At 45.4% G+C, this 19,127-nt stretch carries 18 protein-coding genes and 1 riboswitch; of the genes, 10 read left to right on the plus strand and 8 right to left on the minus strand.

The genetic code is table 11. From position 1 onward, the window contains the following. Positions 1-112: 112 nt before the first annotated feature. From L4D09_RS16520 to L4D09_RS16530, 3 genes are all read right to left on the minus strand, one after another. The gene (locus L4D09_RS16520) at positions 113-850 is read right to left on the minus strand and encodes an amino acid ABC transporter ATP-binding protein (protein WP_428458610.1); all 738 of its coding nucleotides are present in this window, start codon (positions 848-850) and stop codon (positions 113-115) included. Next, positions 847-1,518, minus strand: a complete 672-nt coding sequence (locus L4D09_RS16525) for an amino acid ABC transporter permease (protein ID WP_428458611.1) — start codon at positions 1,516-1,518, stop codon at positions 847-849. The genes L4D09_RS16520 and L4D09_RS16525 overlap by 4 nt, the downstream gene beginning before the upstream one ends. Before the next feature lie 97 nt (positions 1,519-1,615). Then, a complete protein-coding gene (locus L4D09_RS16530) occupies positions 1,616-2,371 on the minus strand; it encodes an amino acid ABC transporter substrate-binding protein (protein ID WP_428458612.1) in 756 nt (251 codons plus the stop codon). Between the two features lie 317 nt (positions 2,372-2,688). Here L4D09_RS16530 and dnaA point away from each other — a divergent pair, with 317 nt between their 5' ends. The 5 genes from dnaA to ibpA all read left to right on the plus strand — a co-directional run bounded on the left by dnaA (position 2,689) and on the right by ibpA (position 9,383). Further along, a complete protein-coding gene (gene dnaA, locus L4D09_RS16535; protein WP_428458613.1) occupies positions 2,689-4,101 on the plus strand; it encodes a chromosomal replication initiator protein DnaA in 1,413 nt (470 codons plus the stop codon). Position 4,102: 1 nt separating this feature from the next. Next, a complete protein-coding gene (gene dnaN / locus L4D09_RS16540) occupies positions 4,103-5,203 on the plus strand; it encodes a DNA polymerase III subunit beta (protein WP_428458614.1) in 1,101 nt (366 codons plus the stop codon). A 3-nt stretch (positions 5,204-5,206) separates the two neighbouring features. After that, a complete protein-coding gene (gene recF / locus L4D09_RS16545) occupies positions 5,207-6,286 on the plus strand; it encodes a DNA replication/repair protein RecF (RefSeq protein ID WP_428458615.1) in 1,080 nt (359 codons plus the stop codon). Between the two features lie 19 nt (positions 6,287-6,305). Then, positions 6,306-8,720 carry a DNA topoisomerase (ATP-hydrolyzing) subunit B gene (gyrB, locus tag L4D09_RS16550; RefSeq protein WP_428458616.1) on the plus strand — a complete coding sequence of 805 codons (2,415 nt, stop codon included), beginning with the start codon at positions 6,306-6,308 and terminating at the stop codon, positions 8,718-8,720. A gap of 222 nt (positions 8,721-8,942) precedes the next feature. Beyond that, positions 8,943-9,383 (plus strand): small heat shock chaperone IbpA, encoded by a 441-nt coding sequence (ibpA, locus tag L4D09_RS16555; protein ID WP_428458617.1) that lies wholly within the window; start codon positions 8,943-8,945, stop codon positions 9,381-9,383. A 150-nt stretch (positions 9,384-9,533) separates the two neighbouring features. Here the strand turns inward: ibpA and L4D09_RS16560 are convergent, their stop codons facing one another. The 3 genes from L4D09_RS16560 to glyQ form a co-directional block, all read right to left on the minus strand. Then, the gene (locus L4D09_RS16560) at positions 9,534-10,784 is read right to left on the minus strand and encodes a valine--pyruvate transaminase (protein ID WP_428458618.1); all 1,251 of its coding nucleotides are present in this window, start codon (positions 10,782-10,784) and stop codon (positions 9,534-9,536) included. A 318-nt stretch (positions 10,785-11,102) separates the two neighbouring features. Beyond that, the gene (gene glyS / locus L4D09_RS16565; protein WP_428458619.1) at positions 11,103-13,169 is read right to left on the minus strand and encodes a glycine--tRNA ligase subunit beta; all 2,067 of its coding nucleotides are present in this window, start codon (positions 13,167-13,169) and stop codon (positions 11,103-11,105) included. Positions 13,170-13,171: 2 nt separating this feature from the next. Continuing rightward, a complete protein-coding gene (gene glyQ, locus L4D09_RS16570) occupies positions 13,172-14,086 on the minus strand; it encodes a glycine--tRNA ligase subunit alpha (RefSeq protein WP_009848159.1) in 915 nt (304 codons plus the stop codon). Positions 14,087-14,369: 283 nt separating this feature from the next. On the opposite strand from glyQ, the gene L4D09_RS16575 reads away from it, so the two are divergent. The 3 genes from L4D09_RS16575 (at position 14,370) to L4D09_RS16585 (ending at position 16,298) form a co-directional block, all read left to right on the plus strand. Further along, entirely contained in the window at positions 14,370-15,059 is a 690-nt protein-coding gene (locus tag L4D09_RS16575; RefSeq protein ID WP_428458620.1) for a YiaD family glycine zipper/OmpA-like lipoprotein, read from the plus strand. Between the two features lie 88 nt (positions 15,060-15,147). After that, positions 15,148-15,250: riboswitch (yybP-ykoY riboswitch) on the plus strand. A 92-nt stretch (positions 15,251-15,342) separates the two neighbouring features. Continuing rightward, positions 15,343-15,900, plus strand: a complete 558-nt coding sequence (locus L4D09_RS16580) for a TMEM165/GDT1 family protein (RefSeq protein WP_428458621.1) — start codon at positions 15,343-15,345, stop codon at positions 15,898-15,900. 149 nt (positions 15,901-16,049) lie between these two features. Then, positions 16,050-16,298 carry a hypothetical protein gene (locus tag L4D09_RS16585; RefSeq protein ID WP_428458622.1) on the plus strand — a complete coding sequence of 83 codons (249 nt, stop codon included), beginning with the start codon at positions 16,050-16,052 and terminating at the stop codon, positions 16,296-16,298. A 51-nt stretch (positions 16,299-16,349) separates the two neighbouring features. Here the strand turns inward: L4D09_RS16585 and tusA are convergent, their stop codons facing one another. Further along, positions 16,350-16,598, minus strand: coding sequence for a sulfurtransferase TusA (tusA, locus tag L4D09_RS16590; protein WP_428458623.1), 249 nt, complete (start codon positions 16,596-16,598; stop codon positions 16,350-16,352). Positions 16,599-16,740: 142 nt separating this feature from the next. Between tusA and L4D09_RS16595 the strand changes: the two genes are divergently transcribed. Together L4D09_RS16595 and L4D09_RS16600 are read left to right on the plus strand one after the other, a co-directional pair. Beyond that, the gene (locus L4D09_RS16595) at positions 16,741-16,917 is read left to right on the plus strand and encodes a hypothetical protein (protein ID WP_428458624.1); all 177 of its coding nucleotides are present in this window, start codon (positions 16,741-16,743) and stop codon (positions 16,915-16,917) included. Positions 16,918-17,046: 129 nt separating this feature from the next. After that, positions 17,047-17,988: a LysR family transcriptional regulator gene (locus tag L4D09_RS16600; RefSeq protein ID WP_428458625.1), complete on the plus strand. Its 942-nt coding sequence runs from the start codon at positions 17,047-17,049 to the stop codon at positions 17,986-17,988. A 53-nt stretch (positions 17,989-18,041) separates the two neighbouring features. Here L4D09_RS16600 and acuI read toward each other — a convergent pair whose 3' ends face one another. Next, positions 18,042-19,022, minus strand: a complete 981-nt coding sequence (gene acuI / locus L4D09_RS16605; RefSeq protein ID WP_428458626.1) for an acrylyl-CoA reductase (NADPH) — start codon at positions 19,020-19,022, stop codon at positions 18,042-18,044. Positions 19,023-19,127 lie beyond the last annotated feature (105 nt).

Raw genomic sequence — 19,127 nt, forward strand, 5'->3', positions numbered from 1 at the left:
TAAAGCAAAGAGGCGGAATTGTAATCACTGACCCTTAAATAGTCAATAATTATACCAACAGTAAACTGCGGGCGCTGAATTATACTTCCTATATGGCGGAGTGCAAGGATCCTTAACGGATCCCGACCTTATTTAGGAATTTTTTTAATCTGGGATCCTGAGCATGATAGAAGATCTGTTCAGGCGTGCCTTGTTCCACGAACTCGCCATCAGCCATAAAGATCACCCTATCAGCGACTTCGCGAGCAAATTGCATCTCATGCGTGACCACCAGCATGGTTTGGTGCCGAGTGGCTAATTTTTGCATTAATTGAAGTACTTCACCGACCCACTCAGGATCGAGAGCCGATGTGGGTTCGTCGAAAAGGAGCAAATCAGCATCGAGTGCCATCGCGCGGCCTATGCCGACACGTTGCTGCTGTCCACCAGATAATGCGGCAGGGTAGTGATCCCCTTTATCGCCGAGGCCAATATCATCGAGGATCTGTTGTGCGCGTTGATGAGCGTCTGCTTTTTTCCATTTTTTTACCGTAATTAGCCCTTCTGCGATATTTTGTCTAGCTGTAAGGTGTGAAAAAAGAGCATAATTTTGAAAGACGAAGCCTGTTTTTCGACGCAGAGCCAGCACATCATTAGGCGTTGCTTGCTGGGTGTCGACAGAAACATCCCCCAGCGTGATATGGCCTTCATTCGCTGTTTCGAGGAAGTTGACACATCGCAATAGGGTTGATTTTCCGGTGCCTGATGGGCCGATAACCACCACGATCTCGCCTTTACTAATGGTTAAATCCAAGCCTGAAAAAATGGTACTTTCGCCAAAGCGCTTGGTGAGTTTTTCAATTTTTATCATCGTGTATAGGCCTTATTGAGTTTTACTTCTGCCCAATTTTGAACGCGCGTGAGAATGACCACCATGCCCCAATAAATCAGGGCGACAGCCATGAAAGCTTCGAAAAATTTAAAGCTCGATGACGCTTCCATTTGTGCTACTGCCATGATTTCGGCTACCCCAAGGGTGAAGGCCAGTGAGGTGGATTTGATCATATCAATGAAATAATTCATTAATGACGGCAAGGCTACCCGCGTTGCCTGAGGCAGAATAATACGGCGCATAGCTTGTAGCTCAGTCATACCTATGGATAAGCTGGCTTCACGCTGACTACGATCAATGCCGATAATCGCGGCACGAATACTTTCAGCTTTATAAGCGGCGAAATGCAGACTCAAGCCTATGACAGAAGCGGAAAAGGCATCCAAACCTACAAAGACAGGAAAGACTTGCGGTAAACCGTAATACAGCAAGAAGAGCTGAACAAGAAGAGGAGTGCCGCGGAAAAAGCTGATATAGAGCTGGCTCAATTGGTCGAAGACGGGGATCCGGTAAACTCGCACGAGTGCCAGCACCAGGGCAATAATAAGGGAAAAGAGTAATCCCCAAAGTGCCATTCCCAACGTGGTACCGAGATAGTTAAATAATATCGGTAGCAGTGAGATCATATAATCAAAATCAAAACCCATAACGGATACATCTTCTGTGAGTGATTAGTGTGATAAAGCGCGAAAGACCCACCTTGCGGTGAGCCTTTAAGTATATGAAGGAATTTGTAGGGTCGTATTACTGGGTAATATCGGCCTCAAACCATTTGATTGAAATATCTTTGAGCGTGCCATCGTCGCGCATCGCATCAAGTGCCTGGTTGACGTCATTACGCAGCTTTTCGCCTTTTTCACCTTTAACAAACGGCCATGCGTTTTCGATTTTCTCGAACGGTTCGCCAGCTAATTGAAGCGGCAAGTTGGCTTTCTTGATTAGCTCAAGTGACGATAGGCGATCCATGACAAATGCATCGGTACGGCCTAGGGCCACATCATGCTCAATCCCAGCGTCGTAGGTCTTGATATTGATTTGGCTACTATTATCCAGTTGGCGTAATAGCTGCTCGTAGTTTGAACCAAGGTTAACCCCAACCGTTTTATCCGCTAGATCTGCAGTACTGGTAATTTTGTCATTGCCTTTACGTACAACGAGTTGCGCACCATCAATCACATAAGGTTGTGAGAATAAGTACTTAGCCTGACGTTCAGCCGTCATTGTTATTTGATTCGAGATAGTGTCGATACGGCCGGTTTCTAGTAAACCGAATAAGCCCGAAAAGCTCGCCGTGACAAATTCAACGTTATAATCGTTACGTTTCGCGATTTCATTCCACAGATCGACTTCAAAACCTTGTAGTTGATCTTGCTTCACAAAGGTAAAAGGGAAGTAGCGTCCTGACATACCCACTTTCACATCAGTCGCGGCCATTACGCTCTGGCTTGCAGCAAGTGTAAAGGCGACGGCCGTAAATGTTGTTTTTACCCAGCTTTTCATCCTGTTTACTCCTCAGGTGGCTGTAACGATATGCTGTTTTAAACATCCTATCTGGTTATATAAGGTTTATTTAAATAACTTGGAGTCATTTAAAATAACTTTTAGTTAGGTGAAGTGACTAAAAGCTATTAGTGATGTTCATAAAATTGTGGGTAATACGGGGGGAATTTGTGCTGATCTCAAGGTTTTCTGTGCGATCCATGTGAATAAGTCTGATCTTATTCATCGGATCTGCGATCTCTTTGCTGGCGCTTCAGGTCTATGAGGTATAAAATTGCATCCCTTTTTGTGTTTAGTTATTCAGTGTGGAGTCGAGCTTGTCATCTTCGCTTTGGTTGCAGTGCCTTCAACGCCTTCAAGAAGAACTCCCTGCAACAGAATTTAGTATGTGGCTTCGACCTCTTCAGGCCGAGCTTAACGATAATACGCTGACCTTGTTTGCGCCGAACCGTTTTGTGCTTGATTGGGTTAGGGATAAGTACCTTAATAACATCAACCGCTTGTTAAACGAGTTTTGCGGCAATGATGTTCCGATCCTGCGTTTTGAAGTCGGCAGCTTACCCGTGTCTGCACCACCACCAGTGCCGAAACCGATAGCGCCAACGAGAGTGATAGAGCCTGTAGCTCCGCTTATTATTGAAGACGCACCGTCACGCACGTGGGAGCCTGCGCCATCACCTGTGCAGCCTGAATCGCAATCGACGGGTTACCGCTCGAATGTTAACCCTAAGCACAACTTCAATAACTTTGTTGAAGGTAAGTCGAATCAGCTAGGTCTTGCGGCGTGTCGTCAGGTGGCTGATAACCCAGGTGCTGCTTATAACCCCTTGTTTCTCTATGGTGGAACAGGCTTGGGTAAAACACACTTATTGCATGCAGTCGGTAATGCCATTGCTGATCGAAAGCCAAATGCAAAAGTGGTGTACATGCATTCTGAACGGTTTGTTCAGGACATGGTTAAAGCTCTACAGAACAATGCCATTGAAGAGTTTAAGCGTTATTACCGCAGTGTTGATGCGCTACTGATCGATGACATTCAATTTTTTGCCAATAAAGAACGTTCGCAAGAAGAGTTCTTCCATACCTTTAATGCGCTACTTGAAGGCAATCAGCAAATTATTTTGACCTCAGACCGCTACCCAAGAGAGATCAATGGCGTAGAAGATCGCCTTAAATCTCGTTTTGGCTGGGGACTGACCGTGGCAATTGAGCCACCTGAGTTGGAAACCCGCGTTGCGATTCTGATGAAAAAAGCAGAAAACCACAATATTCGCCTTGCCGATGAAGTGGCGTTTTTTATTGCGAAGCGCTTACGTTCAAATGTACGTGAGTTAGAAGGGGCATTAAACCGCGTGATCGCGAATGCCAACTTTACTGGACGTGCGATTACCATTGATTTTGTGCGTGAGGCGTTACGCGATTTGCTCGCGCTTCAAGAAAAATTGGTCACGATTGATAATATTCAAAAGACCGTGGCTGAATACTATAAAATAAAAATGGCAGATATGCTGTCTAAGCGGCGTTCTCGTTCTGTTGCTCGTCCTCGTCAAATGGCGATGGCATTGGCAAAAGAGCTAACGAACCACAGCTTACCTGAAATAGGTGATGCATTTGGTGGCCGAGACCATACAACGGTACTTCATGCCTGCCGGAAAATAGTACAGCTACGTGAAGAAAGCCATGATATCAAAGAAGATTACTCTAACCTGATAAGAACACTGTCATCATAATATGAAATTTACTGTTGCACGCGAACATTTATTAAAACCGCTACAGCAAGTTGCTGGTGCGCTAGGTAGCCGCCCATCATTGCCAATTCTTGGCAATATTTTGTTGCAGGTTGAAGATGGTTGTCTGTCGATGACAGGGACCGATTTGGAAGTTGAACTGATTGCTAAGTTGGCGCTTGAGGCCGATTTTGAGCCGGGTTCAATTACCGTACCTTCTCGTAAGTTTCTTGATATCTGTCGAGGCTTACCGGATACCGCGAATATTGCCGTGACCCTTGAGGGCGATCGAGTGATTATCCGCTCAGGCCGTAGCCGATACTCATTATCATGTTTACCTGCGGTTGATTTTCCGAATATTGAAGATTGGCAGAGTGACGTTGAAGTAACCTTGCCACAAGGTCAGATGCGTCAGCTTATTGATAGCACCCAGTTCTCAATGGCACATCAAGATGTACGTTATTACCTTAATGGTATGTTGTTTGAGACGGATGAAAAGCGTCTTCGCTCTGTTGCAACAGATGGTCACCGCATGGCGGTATGTGCCATTGAACTCGAGCAGGAACTACCATCAAAGCAGATCATCGTGCCACGTAAAGGGGTGATGGAGTTAATGCGTTTGCTCGACAGCCCTGAGTCACCGGTTACGATTCAGATCGGCCAGTCGAATATTCGTGCTGCGGTTAATAACTATGTCTTTACCTCGAAGCTGGTTGATGGACGTTTTCCTGATTACCGACGCGTCATGCCGCAAAATAGCACTAAGTATGTTGAAGCAAGCTGTGATGAATTGCGTAAAGCGTTCTCACGTGCTGCTATTTTGTCGAATGAAAAATTCCGAGGTGTACGTGTAAACTTGTCGAATGGGGAAATGCGCATTACCGCCAATAACCCTGAACAAGAAGAGGCTGAAGAGTTCTTGGATGTTGATTATGAAGGCGAAGCCTTGGAAATCGGATTCAATGTTAGCTATGTACTTGATGTTCTTAATACCCTGAAGTGTGATCAGGTACGTTGGTCATTATCAGATGCAAATGCCAGTGCGTTACTGGAAGACAGTGCAAATGGTGATGCCATGTATGTGGTAATGCCTATCAGGCTGTAGGGAATGGCACTTACCCGTCTTATTGTAAAAGACTTCCGTAATATTGAAGCTTGCGACTTATCGTTGTCGGCAAGCTTTAATTTTCTTGTGGGAGCGAATGGCAGTGGCAAAACCAGCGTGCTGGAGGCCATTCACTTTCTTGGTCATGGCCGCTCATTTCGGAGTCACTTAACCGGCCGGGTGATCCGCCATGAGCAACAAGAGTTGTTCGTGCATGGCCGCCTTCAGTCTGATTCTGCGTTTGAGTTGCCAGTTGGCATCAACAAGAAACGTGATGGAACCACAGAGCTGAAAATTGGTGGAGAGACAAGCCAAAAGCTTGCACAGCTTGCACGTATTCTACCGCTACAGTTAATTACGCCTGAAGGGTTTGAATTGTTAATTGGAGGCCCTAAATACCGCCGGTCATTCATTGATTGGGGGGTGTTCCATGTGGAGCCTCAATTTTATCATGCCTGGAGCAGGGTAAAGCGATTAACGAAACAGCGTAATGCCTTACTCAAAACAGCAAAAAGCTACCGCGAGTTGAGCTATTGGGATCAAGAGCTTGCCGTCTTGTCTGAAAGTATTAGCCAATGGCGCAGTGATTACCTGGATGCTGTAAAACAGAAAGCCAATGAAATCTGCCAAAGCTTTCTACCTGAATTTGATATCCAACTCGGCTATTACCGTGGTTGGGAGAAAGAAACCCCCTATGCTGAGCTGCTACAACGCAATTTTGAGCGTGACAGCCAACTAGGTTATACCGTCGGTGGGCCTCATAAAGCTGACTTACGGATTAAAGTTGCCGGAACCCCTGTTGAAGACGTGTTGTCCCGAGGTCAGCTAAAGCTGATGATGTGTGCATTACGATTAGCACAAGGGCTGCATTTATCTGAAACGACTGGCAAGCAGTGTATATATTTAATTGATGATTTTGCTTCCGAGCTGGATAGCCATCGGCGTGCGCTGTTAGCGCAACGGTTAAAGGAAACCAACGCCCAAGTATTCATTAGTGCCATTAACGCTGAACAAATAGCGGAAATGCATGATGAAAATGGCAAGATGTTTCATGTGGAACACGGTAAAATAACCGCAGGATAATTTAAGCGAGAGTAACTCAATGTCCAACAACTACGATTCATCAAGTATCAAGGTACTAAAAGGCCTTGATGCGGTCCGTAAGCGCCCAGGGATGTACATTGGCGATACCGATGACGGTACAGGCTTGCACCACATGGTCTTTGAGGTTGTCGATAACTCAATCGATGAAGCTCTTGCTGGCCACTGTGAAGATATTATTGTCACCATTCATGAAGACGACTCGGTATCGGTAAGCGATGACGGTCGTGGCATTCCAACAGAACTACACCCAGAAGAGGGTGTATCTGCCGCTGAAGTTATCATGACGGTACTTCACGCTGGTGGTAAGTTCGATGATAACTCTTACAAAGTCTCTGGCGGCCTTCACGGTGTTGGTGTTTCAGTTGTTAACGCCTTGTCTGAAAAAGTCGAGTTAACGATCCAACGTCAAGGTTCTACTTACCAGCAAACGTATCACCATGGTGAGCCTCAGGCACCGCTAGCTGTTATTGGTGAAACAGAAAAAACGGGTACCCGTATTCGTTTTTGGCCAAGTGAAGCGACCTTCACCAATATCGAATTCCATTACGAGATTCTGGCTAAGCGTCTTCGTGAGTTATCATTCCTTAACTCTGGCGTTTCAATCAAATTGATTGATGAGCGTGTGGAAGGCAAGCAAGACCACTTTATGTATGAAGGTGGTATTCAGGCTTTCGTTACACACCTTAATCGCAACAAAACCCCAATCCACTCGAAGGTTTTCCACTTTAACCTAGAGCGTGAAGACGGCATTGCCGTTGAAGTTGCGATGCAATGGAATGATGGTTTCCAAGAAAATATCTACTGTTTTACCAATAACATTCCACAGCGAGATGGTGGTAGTCACCTTGCTGGCTTCCGTGGCGCATTGACGCGTACTTTGAATAACTTCATGGATAAAGAAGGTTTTTCTAAGAAAGCGAAAACGGCGACATCGGGTGATGATGCACGTGAAGGCCTAACGGCTGTTGTGTCGGTCAAAGTACCGGATCCAAAGTTCTCTAGCCAAACCAAAGATAAATTGGTTTCAAGCGAAGTAAAACCTGCGGTTGAATCAACCATGGGTGAGAAGCTGAGCGAATTCTTGCTAGAAAACCCAAGCGAAGCGAAGATTGTTTGTTCCAAGATCATCGATGCATCTCGTGCGCGTGAAGCTGCACGTAAAGCCCGTGAGATGACACGCCGTAAAGGTGCGCTTGATCTTGCTGGCCTACCGGGCAAGCTTGCTGATTGCCAGGAAAAAGATCCTGCACTTTCTGAACTATACATAGTGGAAGGGGACTCTGCTGGCGGTTCAGCCAAGCAGGGGCGTAATCGTAAGAATCAGGCAATCCTTCCGCTTAAAGGTAAAATTCTTAACGTAGAAAAAGCACGTTTCGACAAGATGCTATCTTCCCAAGAAGTAGCAACGCTTATCACGGCGATGGGCTGTGGTATTGGTCGTGACGAATACAACCCGGATAAATTGCGTTACCACAACATCATCATCATGACCGATGCCGATGTCGATGGTTCGCACATCCGTACGCTATTGCTGACCTTCTTCTACCGTCAAATGCCAGAGCTTATCGAGCGTGGTCATATTTATATTGCTCAGCCGCCACTGTACAAAGTGAAGAAAGGTAAACAAGAGCAATATATTCAAGATGACGATGACATGAGCCAATACCAAGTGGCACTGGCATTGGATAATGCAGCACTGTTTACCTCAGAAGGTGCTCCTGCAATTTCTGGTGAAGCGCTGGAAACTTTGGTTAAGCAGTTTAACAGTGCTGGTAAGTTAGTGGAGCGCATGAGCCGCCGCTACCCAACGTTGCTTTTGAATGAGTTAATTTATCAACCACGTTTAGGTGTTGATGCGTTAACTGAGCAATCTGCTGTTGATGCATGGACAACATCATTAGTCGCAGCATTGAATGCGAAGCAATCTGGTGAAAGCCAATATAGCCATGAAGTTCTTCGTGATGAAGAGAGTAACCAATGGTTACCGAAGGTTGTTGTGCGTACCCACGGTGTTGAGTATGAGTACCCATTAAGCGCTGATCTACTTAATTCAAAAGAGTACAGTAAATTAGCTGACCTTTCTGAAGCGTTACATGAGCTACTTGATGAGTCGGCTTATGTTCAGCGTGGTGAGCGTAAGAATCCAGTATCAAGCTTCAAAGAAGCACTTGATTGGTTAATCAAAGAGTCTCGCCGTGGCCTAAGCCTACAGCGATACAAAGGTCTGGGTGAGATGAACCCTGAGCAACTTTGGGAAACCACCATGGATCCTGAATCACGCCGTATGATGCTAGTAACCATTAATGATGCTGTAGCGGCAGATGAATTGTTCACTACATTAATGGGTGATCAGGTGGAGCCTCGCCGTAACTTCATTGAAGCGAACGCCCTAAACGCTAACCTTGATGTTTAGTGCTATCGCACGCTAGTTAGTTGTAAAAACGCCGCATTGATTGCGGCGTTTTTTTTTATCTTTTTTTTATGTAGGGGGTTGGAAAGCGAAATCATCAGCCTTATATCTATTTATGAAGAGCAGGGTGCCGAATTACGGGCCGGCGATGGTCTTGTCCTACAGAGGAAAGCCACTTCAACTTAAATTGTTATTAATGTATTGCTTCATAAGAAGGATAATTCCATGCGAAATGTCGATTTCACTCCTCTATACCGTTCAGCTATTGGTTTTGACCGTCTGTTTAATCAGATGGAAAAGAATGTCTCCAATGCCAATGCAGGCTACCCTCCGTACAATATTGAGCAACAAGACGAGAATCATTACCGTATTACAATGGCAGTGGCAGGTTTTGCTGAAGAGCAACTTGATATTACTCAGCAACAGAACAAGTTGATTGTATGTGGTACACGAGAGGCGAGCGAAGGTGAGGTTCGACAGTACCTCTACCAAGGTATTGCTGAGCGCGATTTTGAGCGTAAATTTCAGCTGGCTGACTATGTAAAAGTAGTGGGTGCACAGATGGAAAATGGTTTGCTGCATATTGATCTTGAGCGTGAGATCCCTGAAGAGCAGAAGCCACGCAAGATCGCTATTAACGGTAGCCACCTCATTGAAGGTGCATAAGCCAAACTCAATAGCTTCGAGTAAATAACGAAGTATAGATGTGTGAAAGGCCAGCATTGCTGGCCTTTAATGTTTGTTTAGTTCGATGTTTCACGTGAAACGAACACCCTTAGGTCTCACCGATGTTCCGTTTCGTTTTGGCAAATTTGCTTATTTAGCTGAATATGCTTTTTCGACTTCCTCTGCAATCATGGCAATCCCGCGTTGCATGACCGCATCCTCCTGCACATAGTTCATTCGTAAGCATTCATGACCATGTTGCCAATCATCCTCTAAACCAATAAAGAAATATTCACCCGGAACAATCAGTACTCCGCGTGCTTTTAATCGGCGGTATAGCTCCATCGTACTGATGGGTAAGTCCTTAAACCACAACCATAAGAACATTGCCCCTTCAGGTTTGTGGATGCGGAAGCGTTGATCGGGAATTGCCTGTTGCAGTAGCTCAACCGCATATTTGGATTTACGTAAATAGAAAGGCTTGATCACATCTTCGCTCAAGCGCATTAGGTCATGTTGCTCTATCATCTTATACGCAATCGCTGGGCCGACACTGCCAGGCGCAAGGCTTAATACACCATTCATATTTGCCACTGCTGTCGCGATTTCTTCTTTAGCGACGACAATGCCACAACGTACACCTGGTAATCCAAGCTTCGATAAGCTCATGCACAGAATCGTATTGTCATTCCAAAAAGGCGTGACATCTTCAAAGATAATATCTGGGAACGGCATGCCATAGGCGTTATCGATAATTAATGGAATGTCATGCTCACGGGCGAGTTGATCAAGGTGAGCGATCTCCTCATCGGTTAAGACGTTTCCGGTTGGGTTCGTTGGCCTCGAAGCACAAATCGCCCCAATCGTTTCATCGACCACTAACTCGCTAAAGTCGATGTGATACTTAAATAGGCCGTTATCCAGTAAGCTGATTTCAGGGCGGTACGAGATGAACATATCATCGCTTAAACCAGAATCACCATAGCCGATATATTCCGGGGCAAGGGGGAGCAGTATTTTCTTTTTTGTGCCATTTGGAAAATCACCAGCCAGCAAATTAAACAGATTAAAGAAAGCGCTTTGGCTTCCATTGGTCAGCGCGATATTTTTAGCACTGATGTTCCAGCCATAGCGTGTTTGCAGTAGCTGGGCGAGGGCATTGATGAAAGTATTTTTGCCTTGGGGACCATCATAGTTTGTCAGTGCCTGGGTCAACTCACCGCTTACTGCCATTTGACTTGTGAGCTGGTTAAAGTATTCGACCATCTCTGGGATCTGGGCAGGGTTGCCGCCACCAAGCATGATTGCATCTGGATTGCGTAAACCATCGTTTAGATCATCCATTAACTGGGTGATACCTGAATAGCGGGCGAACTTGTCACCGAACGTAGAAAACTCCATCTTTACATCTGACCTCGGTTTACTGTTATATCTTATGCGATAGGGGTATTGGTAATGTCGTGCTTGCAATCAACATACCCTAATGTTTTGCGAAGGGGAACCCTTAAAGAATAGGTGATGTCTGGTAGGATGTTTCACGTGAAACAGCGCTTAAATGGTATAGACCTTCTGTCGTACTGACATCCATAGGACGCGATCGCGTTAGTCGTTTTTGGGGGGAATGTTTCATGTGAAACAGGGCGTAGTCATTGTAGTAAAATACGACAGATATAAAAAACCCCGGCAAGCCGGGGTTTGGTCAAACTGATGTGCACTTAATTATTTCTGCAGAACAGAGATATCAGCCACTTTCAGGAACTCGTTACGTAGCTGGTTAAGCATGGTTAGACGGTTCACTTTTAGCTGTTCGTCATCTGCCATTACCATTACGTTGTCGAAGAAGGCATCAACGGCATCACGTAATGTTGCTAGCTCTGACAATGCTTGCTGATAGTTACCTTCTGCGAAGACAGGTGTTAGTGTCGTAACCATTGTTTCGACTTTCTCTGCCAGTGCTTTCTCGGCATCTTCAACAAGGAGTGTGGTGTTGATAGCTGTTGCTAACTCACCGTCAAACTTCGCTAAGATATTACCTACACGCTTGTTTGCAGCAGCAAGTGACTCTGCGGCATCAAGAGAGCGGAAATGACTCACGGCTTTCACACGCTTATCAAAATCAGCAGGTTGAGTTGGGCGACGGGCAAGTACTGCCTGAATAACGTCAACGCTATGGCCTTCATCTTGGTACCATGCACGGAAGCGACCTAGCATGAAGTCGATAACATCCGTTTCAACATTGTCGTTTGTCAGCTTGTCGCCTAGTAGCTCTTTCGCTTTACCAATAAGATCAGTTAGGTCTAGGTTGTAGCCGTTTTCAACGATGATGCGTAGCACACCTAGTGATGCACGACGTAGTGCGAATGGGTCAGACCCTTTCGGCGCTTGGCCAATACCGAAGATACCTACGATAGTATCTAGCTTATCTGCCATTGCTACAGCAGAAGAAATGCCTGTGCTTGGTAGTGTGTCACCAGCAAAACGAGGCATGTACTGCTCGTAAAGTGCCAGTGCAACTTGCTCGTCTTCGCCATCGTGAGTTGCGTAGTGCATGCCCATCACACCTTGAGTATCCGTAAATTCGAATACCATGGATGTCATAAGATCACACTTAGCCAGTAGGCCTGCACGCTTCGACTTTTCAACGTCTGCATCGATTTGCTCAGCGATGTAGCCAGCAAGTTCAGTGATGCGGTCAGTCTTGTCTTTGATCGTACCAAGTTGCTTCTGGAAGATCGCCTGGTCTAGTTCAGGTAGACGGTCGATAAGCGGACGCTTACGGTCTGTGTTGAAGAAGAACTCAGCATCAGCAAGACGTGGACGTACAACTTTTTCGTTACCTTCGATAACGTGGCGAGGCTCTTTAGACTCGATGTTAGACACGAAGATAAAGTTCGGTAGAAGGTTTTTCTCTGCATCATATACAGGGAAGTACTTCTGGTCGCCTTTCATGGTGTAAACCAAGGCTTCAGACGGTACTTTTAGGAACTCTTGTTCAAACTTAGCAGTAAGCACTACTGGCCATTCAACCAGAGATGTTACTTCTTCAACAAGGTCGTCTTCTAGGTCTGCAATACCGCCAACAGCTTCAGCTGCTTTTTTAGCATCAGCAAGGATGATCGCTTTACGGGCATCATAATCTGCCATGACTTTACCGCGCTCTTCAAGAAGCGTTGGGTATTGATCAGCAGAATCGATAGTGAACTCTTGCTCGCCCATGAAACGGTGGCCACGGATAGTACGAGCTGATGCGACACCTAGGATTTCGCCTTCAATAAGCTCATCACCTAGCAGTACTGTCAGTGTTTTCACTGGACGGATAAATTGAATGTCAGAGTTACCCCAGCGCATCGCTTTAGGAATGGGTAGACCCGCTAATGCTTTCGCTGCGATATCTATCACTAATTCTTGAACAGGTTTGCCAGCCACTTCTTGTTTGAATAGAAGCCACTCGCCTTTGTCTGTTTTTAGACGCTCTGCTTGTTCAACAGTAATACCATTACCACGAGCCCAACCTTGTGCTGCTTTCGTTGCATTGCCTTCAGCATCGAATGCGACAGAAACAGCAGGACCACGTTTCTCAACGACTTTGTCCGCTTGGCCTTCAGCCAGTGCTGTTACTTTAAGTGCTAGACGGCGAGGTGCTGCGTACCACTTGATACCTTCGTGAGAAAGCTCAGCTGACTTAAGACCAGCTTCAAAGTTAGAAGCAAATGCTTCAGCGAGAGAACGAAGTGCTGTTGGTGGAAGCTCTTCCGTACCCAGTTCAATTAGAAAATTCTTCGCCATGATTATTTATCCTTCTTACACATTGGGAAGCCTAGCGCTTCACGTGACGCGTAGTACGCCTCTGCAACGGCTTTAGTCAGGTTGCGGATACGAAGGATGTAACGTTGACGCTCTGTTACAGAGATAGCTTTGCGCGCATCAAGGATGTTGAATGCGTGGCCCGCTTTTAGAATGCGCTCGTAAGCTGGAAGCGGTAGTGGCTTCTCCAGCTCAAGTAGCTCTTTACACTCTTTCTCGCACTGGTCGAAGAAAGTGAATAGGAAGTCTACGTCTGCGTGCTCGAAGTTGTACGTTGATTGCTCAACTTCGTTCTGGTGGAAGATGTCACCGTAAGTCACGTTAGAGCCGTCTGGTGCTACGTTCCATACAAGGTCGTAAACCGAATCTACTTCTTGGATGTACATTGCTAGACGTTCGATACCGTAAGTGATTTCACCGGTTACTGGTTTACACTCAAGGCCACCAACTTGCTGGAAGTAAGTGAATTGGGTCACTTCCATGCCGTTTAGCCAAACTTCCCAACCAAGACCCCATGCGCCTAGCGTTGGGTTTTCCCAGTTGTCTTCTACGAAGCGAATATCGTGAACCAGCGGATCGACACCAAGAACTTCAAGCGAGCCTAAGTACAACTCCTGGATGTTATCCGGAGAAGGTTTTAGAGCTACTTGGAATTGATAGTAGTGCTGCAGACGGTTCGGGTTTTCACCGTAACGACCATCGGTCGGACGACGAGAAGGTTGAACGTATGCCGTAGACATTGGCTCTGGGCCAAGTGCACGTAGACATGTCATTGGGTGAGAGGTGCCAGCACCTACTTCCATATCCAAAGGTTGAACAATAGTACAACCGTTTTGAGCCCAATAATCCTGCAGCGCGAGGATCATGCCTTGAAAGGTTTTAATATCGTATTTCTGCATTGTCAGCTTCGCGTGATTAATGAATTTTTAATAACTATCCAGTATACCTCGACAGGCATTGCGCTAGTAGGTCTTGTGCATATTTTTTGGTCATCTTTAATGATTTTGCTTAAATTAGCTAGGTGGGAGTGATAACTAGGAATGATATTTTAGTGCTTTTTTACATTGTTCTGATATCAATTCAATTCCCAGCGTTACAATATTGTACTTTGGTATTTCATTATTAATGCCGCTATGTTTTACGATGACATCGGCTCAAAGCCGAGACTATAGGGATGATAAGATGGATTTGAGTTTTTCACGCCGTTCTAGCAAGTGGGCTCGCAATGTTGTATTGGCATCAGCTGTTACTATTGTGGCAACAGGGTGTACGACAACTAACCCGTATTCGGGTGAAGAGCAAACATCCAAAGCAACGGGCGGCGCATTAATTGGCGCTGTAACAGGTGCTGCGATTGGTGTTGCCTCATCGAGCAAAAGTGATCGTGGTAAGGGTGCCTTGATTGGTGCTGCATCTGGTGCGGCATTAGGTGGCGGCATTGGCTACTACATGGATGTTCAAGAAGCTGAGTTGCGCAAGCAGCTGCAATCAACGGGTATCAGTGTTACTCGTGATGGTGACAATATTGTTCTGAATATGCCAAATGAAATTACCTTTGGTGTGGATCAAACTGACTTAAGTACGCGAGCGAAGAAGGCGTTGTATAACGTAGCTATCGTCGCGAAAGAGTATGACAAAACAATCCTGAATGTGTACGGCTTTACCGATAGCACGGGTGCGGCATCTTATAACCTACGTCTTTCTCAAGTACGTGCGAGTGAGGTGACTAACCAGTTAGTACGTGATGGTGTGTCGGGCAATCGTATTGTGACGAAAGGGATGGGTGAAGCCCACCCAGTTGCTTCGAATAGCAATGAACAAGGCCGTGCTGAAAACCGCCGAGTTGAAATTGTGCTTAGCCCGACATCATAAGTTGGTATGAAGACGATATAAAAAAAGAGCCTAAGGGCTCTTTTTTTATGGCTTGATCCCTGTGTCAAAGCTGGTTAGAATCCTTGCTCCTTTGGGGAGTAGCTTCTCGCGCTAGCGAGATAAACGTCAACATAATTGAAGCAAAATCTTCATGGCGTTTATGACTCACACTTTATCCTACTAGTGAGTTTAGCGAGACCATCGGCAAACCAGCATGAACCGGGGTGGGGCGTGCACGTTTGTCTATGGTTCAAATAATTATCCTCGCCCCCAAGAGCATGTTGTGAGCGTTCTAGCTATTTCAATTACTACTGTTGCTTTGGCCGAGATTGGGGATAAAACCCAGTTGTTGTCGTTGCTATTAGCCAGCCGTTATCGTAAACCCGTACCTATCATTTTAGCGATATTTTTTGCCACCATTGCCAATCATGCTTTAGCAGCCTGGCTCGGTGTTGTTGTGGCTGATTTTTTAACGCCTGAAATATTAAAGTGGACATTGGTGATAAGTTTTGTGGCAATGGCTGGCTGGATTTTAATTCCAGATAAGCTCGATGATGATGAAAAAATATCGAATCGAGGCCCATTTGTGGCGAGTTTTATTGCTTTTTTTATTGCTGAAATTGGGGATAAAACGCAAGTTGCAACAACCATGCTGGGGGCTAAATACAACGATGCTTTGTTATTAGTTGTGTTGGGAACAACAATTGGCATGCTGCTAGCGAATGTACCTGTGGTCTTAATTGGTAAGCTTTCTGCCGATAAAATGCCATTGGATTTGATCCGAAAAATCACCGCGTTATTATTTTTGGGATTGGCGATTGTGGCAGGTATTGGCTTATAGATCCTCGGTGAGTTTCACGTGAAACAACCTTTCTGTTGAGAGTTATGACAGAAAGGTAACAGCCATATAAAGTGTGATATTAGTTGCAGAGTCTTTTAGCGCCTCATGCTATGGTGAGTTTAGGTCACTAACATCTGTTTGGAGGGGTTATGGATCGTTTTCTTGCAGTATCACCTCAAAGCCAGTTTTGGTTATTCAACACGGCTTTGGCTTTGAATATTCTGGGTATGGTTTTGACCGATATGTGGTTGCCTATGGTTGTCGGTGCGATTGTTACGACTTACTTGTCTGTAGATGCTTTGGTACGGCTTCGTTATGTCGCACCATTGAAGAAAGAGATTTACAAACTCAGACAAGAGCTAGATAGAGCTAATCAACAGCTGCGTGAGTATGACTAAACTCTAAACATTGAATGAATATACAAAAGGCAGCTCATTGAGCTGCCTTTTTTAATTGGTGCCTTTTTTGATGAGAAAGCGATAAGGAAGGGTGTCGGTTTCTGAGGCAACAAGTGTGTGATCCATAAAACGACAAAAGCTTGGGATATCACGTGTTGTTGAAGGGTCATCCGCCACGACTAAAAGAGTGTCGCCTTCAGCCATCTTTCTGACTGTCTTACGTACCATCATGACAGGTTCTGGGCAGCGAAGTCCTTCTGCTTCCAAGTTATGAGTTGGGTTGTCAAAAATTGCAGTCATTGTCTTTATACCTTTCTTTGAAGCCGATGATGATACTGATGAATAATAATTAATCAATAAGGGTTGGCAAATGGGAATAAAGTGTGTAACTTATTTAACAAGTCATTAACGTTTGTCTTCTGAAGGATTAGGAGAGGTTATTATGTTGACTCAGATGGATCGCTTAACAATTTACTGTGTGTTGTGCTTTATTACGTTTTGTTCTTTAGTACTGCGTACCCCGAATGATATGAGTGTCTTCGCGCTTGGCGGCTTAATTGCAGCAGCGCTGGGTCTCTGGGTTGAATTAACCAATTCGCCAGAGCTTGAAGAAGAATAAGAAGAAGCACTCACTTACTCAAATCTACTACACTCCCCCCAGTTTTCTTGGGCTTCCCCGCTTTTATAGCGGGATTTTTTTTATCTGACACGACATAATGTTGTTTCTATTGATAGAGAAAGGTTAGCTATGGAGCTTGAAGAAGTTTATCGCCGTGATTTGAACCTATTGGTAGCATTAAAGGTATTGCTTGACGAAGGCAGCGTGAGTAAAGCGGCGGTACGGCTGAACCTTAGTCAGTCGGCGATGAGCAGGGTTTTAGGCCGGCTGCGAGAGCTAATTGGTGATCCTCTATTTACACGTCAAGGCCAACGCTTATTACCAACTCAGCGGGCATTGGAGTTAAACGAACAACTCAATGAACCACTAGAGGCGATGCGCACATTACTGACACCAAATGATTTTCGGCCTCAAGAATGTGATCAGCATTTTGTTATTGCAACCACTGATTACGCGATGCAAACCATTCTTCCTTTTGCGCTACCGCGTATATATAGCGAAGCGCCGGGTATATCGTTAGAGTTTGCACCGTTACAACACGATCATTTATTAGCCCAGCTCACCACTGACGGCTGCGATATGGCGATATGCCATCCTATCGGGCCTGTTGACCCACTTGGCAGTGAGCATTTGGGGTTGGTCAGTGTTTTCTGCATGTTATCGAAACACCATCCGTTGGCTGATATCGATCTAACGTTGGATGATTATCTTAACTATCCCCATGCCATGATTGCGATTAGTGATGGCGTGAAAGCATTAATTGATGATGCGCTACGTGGTTACCCTGATCGAAAAACGGTATTGAGGGCCTATCATCTAGAAGCGGCTCTAGCGGTTGTCGATAGTATGCCACTGATCATCACCGTGCCAGCTGACTTGGCTTACTTGGTTGCAGAGAAACATGATTTGGTGGTTAAGCCGTTACCATTTAAATTCAGCCCGTTTGATTATTCGTTAATATGGCATCCGCGTTGTGAACATTCAGCATCGCAAATTTGGTTACGTAAGTTGATCAAAGAAGAGTGCGGTAAGTTAATTGATAAACGAATACATGATATGGGGCTGATTTAAGCGAAAAAAGACCAGCAACAGCTGGTCTTTTTATATTAGATAGAGCAAATAGTTTATAGCTTGATAACAACACGGCCTGTGATCTGGCCGTTGGTAATATCTTCAGCTGCTTGTGCGACTTCTTCTAGCGTGATTTCGCGACATGCCTGTTGGAAATAGCTTGCTGGTAAGGTGTCAGTTAGTTTTTGCCACGCTTGTTGACGTTTTTCAAATGGGCACGATACTGAGTCGACACCTTGTAGGCGAACGTTACGTAAAATAAATGGCATCACGGTTGTTGGCAGATCAAAACCTCCAGCTAAACCACAGGCAGCTACTGCACCGTTATAGTCCATTTGTGCTAATACTTTGGCTAATACTTTGCTGCCGACGGTGTCAACGGCACCTGCCCACACTTGTTTTTCCAGTGGGCGCGCTGGTTCTTCAAACTCACTACGTTCGATAATGCGTGAAGCGCCTAGCTCTTGAAGGAGTGGACCGTTGACTTCGCTACGACCTGTGACTGCAGCGACTTGGTAGCCCAGTTGTGCGAGTAGGGCGACGGCAACAGAGCCTACACCACCGCTGGCACCAGTAACCAATATTTCACCGGCTTCAGGTTTTACATCGGCATCAATCAAGGCTTGTACACACAACATCGCCGTTAAACCCGCAGTACCAACCATCATTGCTTGCTTACCATCAAGGTTGGCAGGAAGAGGTACTAACCAGTCTGCTTTTAAGCGCGCTTTTTCAGCCATTCCACCCCAGTGGCCTTCGCCGACGCCCCATCCTGTAAGAACGACCTTGTCGCCTGGCTGATAGCGGTCATCGGAAGACTCAGCAACCGTACCGGTTAAATCAATGCCTGGAACCATTGGAAATTGACGAACAATGCGCCCTTTACCAGTAATGGCTAGACCATCTTTGTAGTTAAGAGAAGAGTAGTCAACGTTGATCAGTACATCGCCTTCAGGAAGCTGTGATTCATCGACCTGTGTAATACCGGCGATAGTTTTTTTCTCTTCTTGGTTTAGAACCAGTGCCTTAAACATGGGTGTACTCCGAATTATAAAAGCGGCTGTTATGGGGTATGAGTGTAGTCTTGATGCCACTATGAATATAATGAAACTTTATCATTTAATATATGCGCAATATAC

Origin of the sequence: Photobacterium makurazakiensis (assembly GCF_050336715.1) — a bacterium.
Taxonomy (GTDB): Bacteria; Pseudomonadota; Gammaproteobacteria; order Enterobacterales; family Vibrionaceae; genus Photobacterium; species Photobacterium makurazakiensis.

Coding starts and splice junctions, on each gene's coding strand:
- L4D09_RS16520 (WP_428458610.1), bottom strand. CDS start 850: ATGATAAAAATTGAAAAACTCACCAAGCGCTTTGGCGAAAGTACCATT.
- L4D09_RS16525 (WP_428458611.1), bottom strand. CDS start 1,518: ATGGGTTTTGATTTTGATTATATGATCTCACTGCTACCGATATTATTT.
- L4D09_RS16530 (WP_428458612.1), bottom strand. CDS start 2,371: ATGAAAAGCTGGGTAAAAACAACATTTACGGCCGTCGCCTTTACACTT.
- dnaN (WP_428458614.1), top strand. CDS start 4,103: ATGAAATTTACTGTTGCACGCGAACATTTATTAAAACCGCTACAGCAA.
- recF (WP_428458615.1), top strand. CDS start 5,207: ATGGCACTTACCCGTCTTATTGTAAAAGACTTCCGTAATATTGAAGCT.
- gyrB (WP_428458616.1), top strand. CDS start 6,306: ATGTCCAACAACTACGATTCATCAAGTATCAAGGTACTAAAAGGCCTT.
- ibpA (WP_428458617.1), top strand. CDS start 8,943: ATGCGAAATGTCGATTTCACTCCTCTATACCGTTCAGCTATTGGTTTT.
- L4D09_RS16560 (WP_428458618.1), bottom strand. CDS start 10,784: ATGGAGTTTTCTACGTTCGGTGACAAGTTCGCCCGCTATTCAGGTATC.
- glyS (WP_428458619.1), bottom strand. CDS start 13,169: ATGGCGAAGAATTTTCTAATTGAACTGGGTACGGAAGAGCTTCCACCA.
- glyQ (WP_009848159.1), bottom strand. CDS start 14,086: ATGCAGAAATACGATATTAAAACCTTTCAAGGCATGATCCTCGCGCTG.
- L4D09_RS16575 (WP_428458620.1), top strand. CDS start 14,370: ATGGATTTGAGTTTTTCACGCCGTTCTAGCAAGTGGGCTCGCAATGTT.
- L4D09_RS16585 (WP_428458622.1), top strand. CDS start 16,050: ATGGATCGTTTTCTTGCAGTATCACCTCAAAGCCAGTTTTGGTTATTC.
- tusA (WP_428458623.1), bottom strand. CDS start 16,598: ATGACTGCAATTTTTGACAACCCAACTCATAACTTGGAAGCAGAAGGA.
- L4D09_RS16595 (WP_428458624.1), top strand. CDS start 16,741: ATGTTGACTCAGATGGATCGCTTAACAATTTACTGTGTGTTGTGCTTT.
- L4D09_RS16600 (WP_428458625.1), top strand. CDS start 17,047: ATGGAGCTTGAAGAAGTTTATCGCCGTGATTTGAACCTATTGGTAGCA.
- acuI (WP_428458626.1), bottom strand. CDS start 19,022: ATGTTTAAGGCACTGGTTCTAAACCAAGAAGAGAAAAAAACTATCGCC.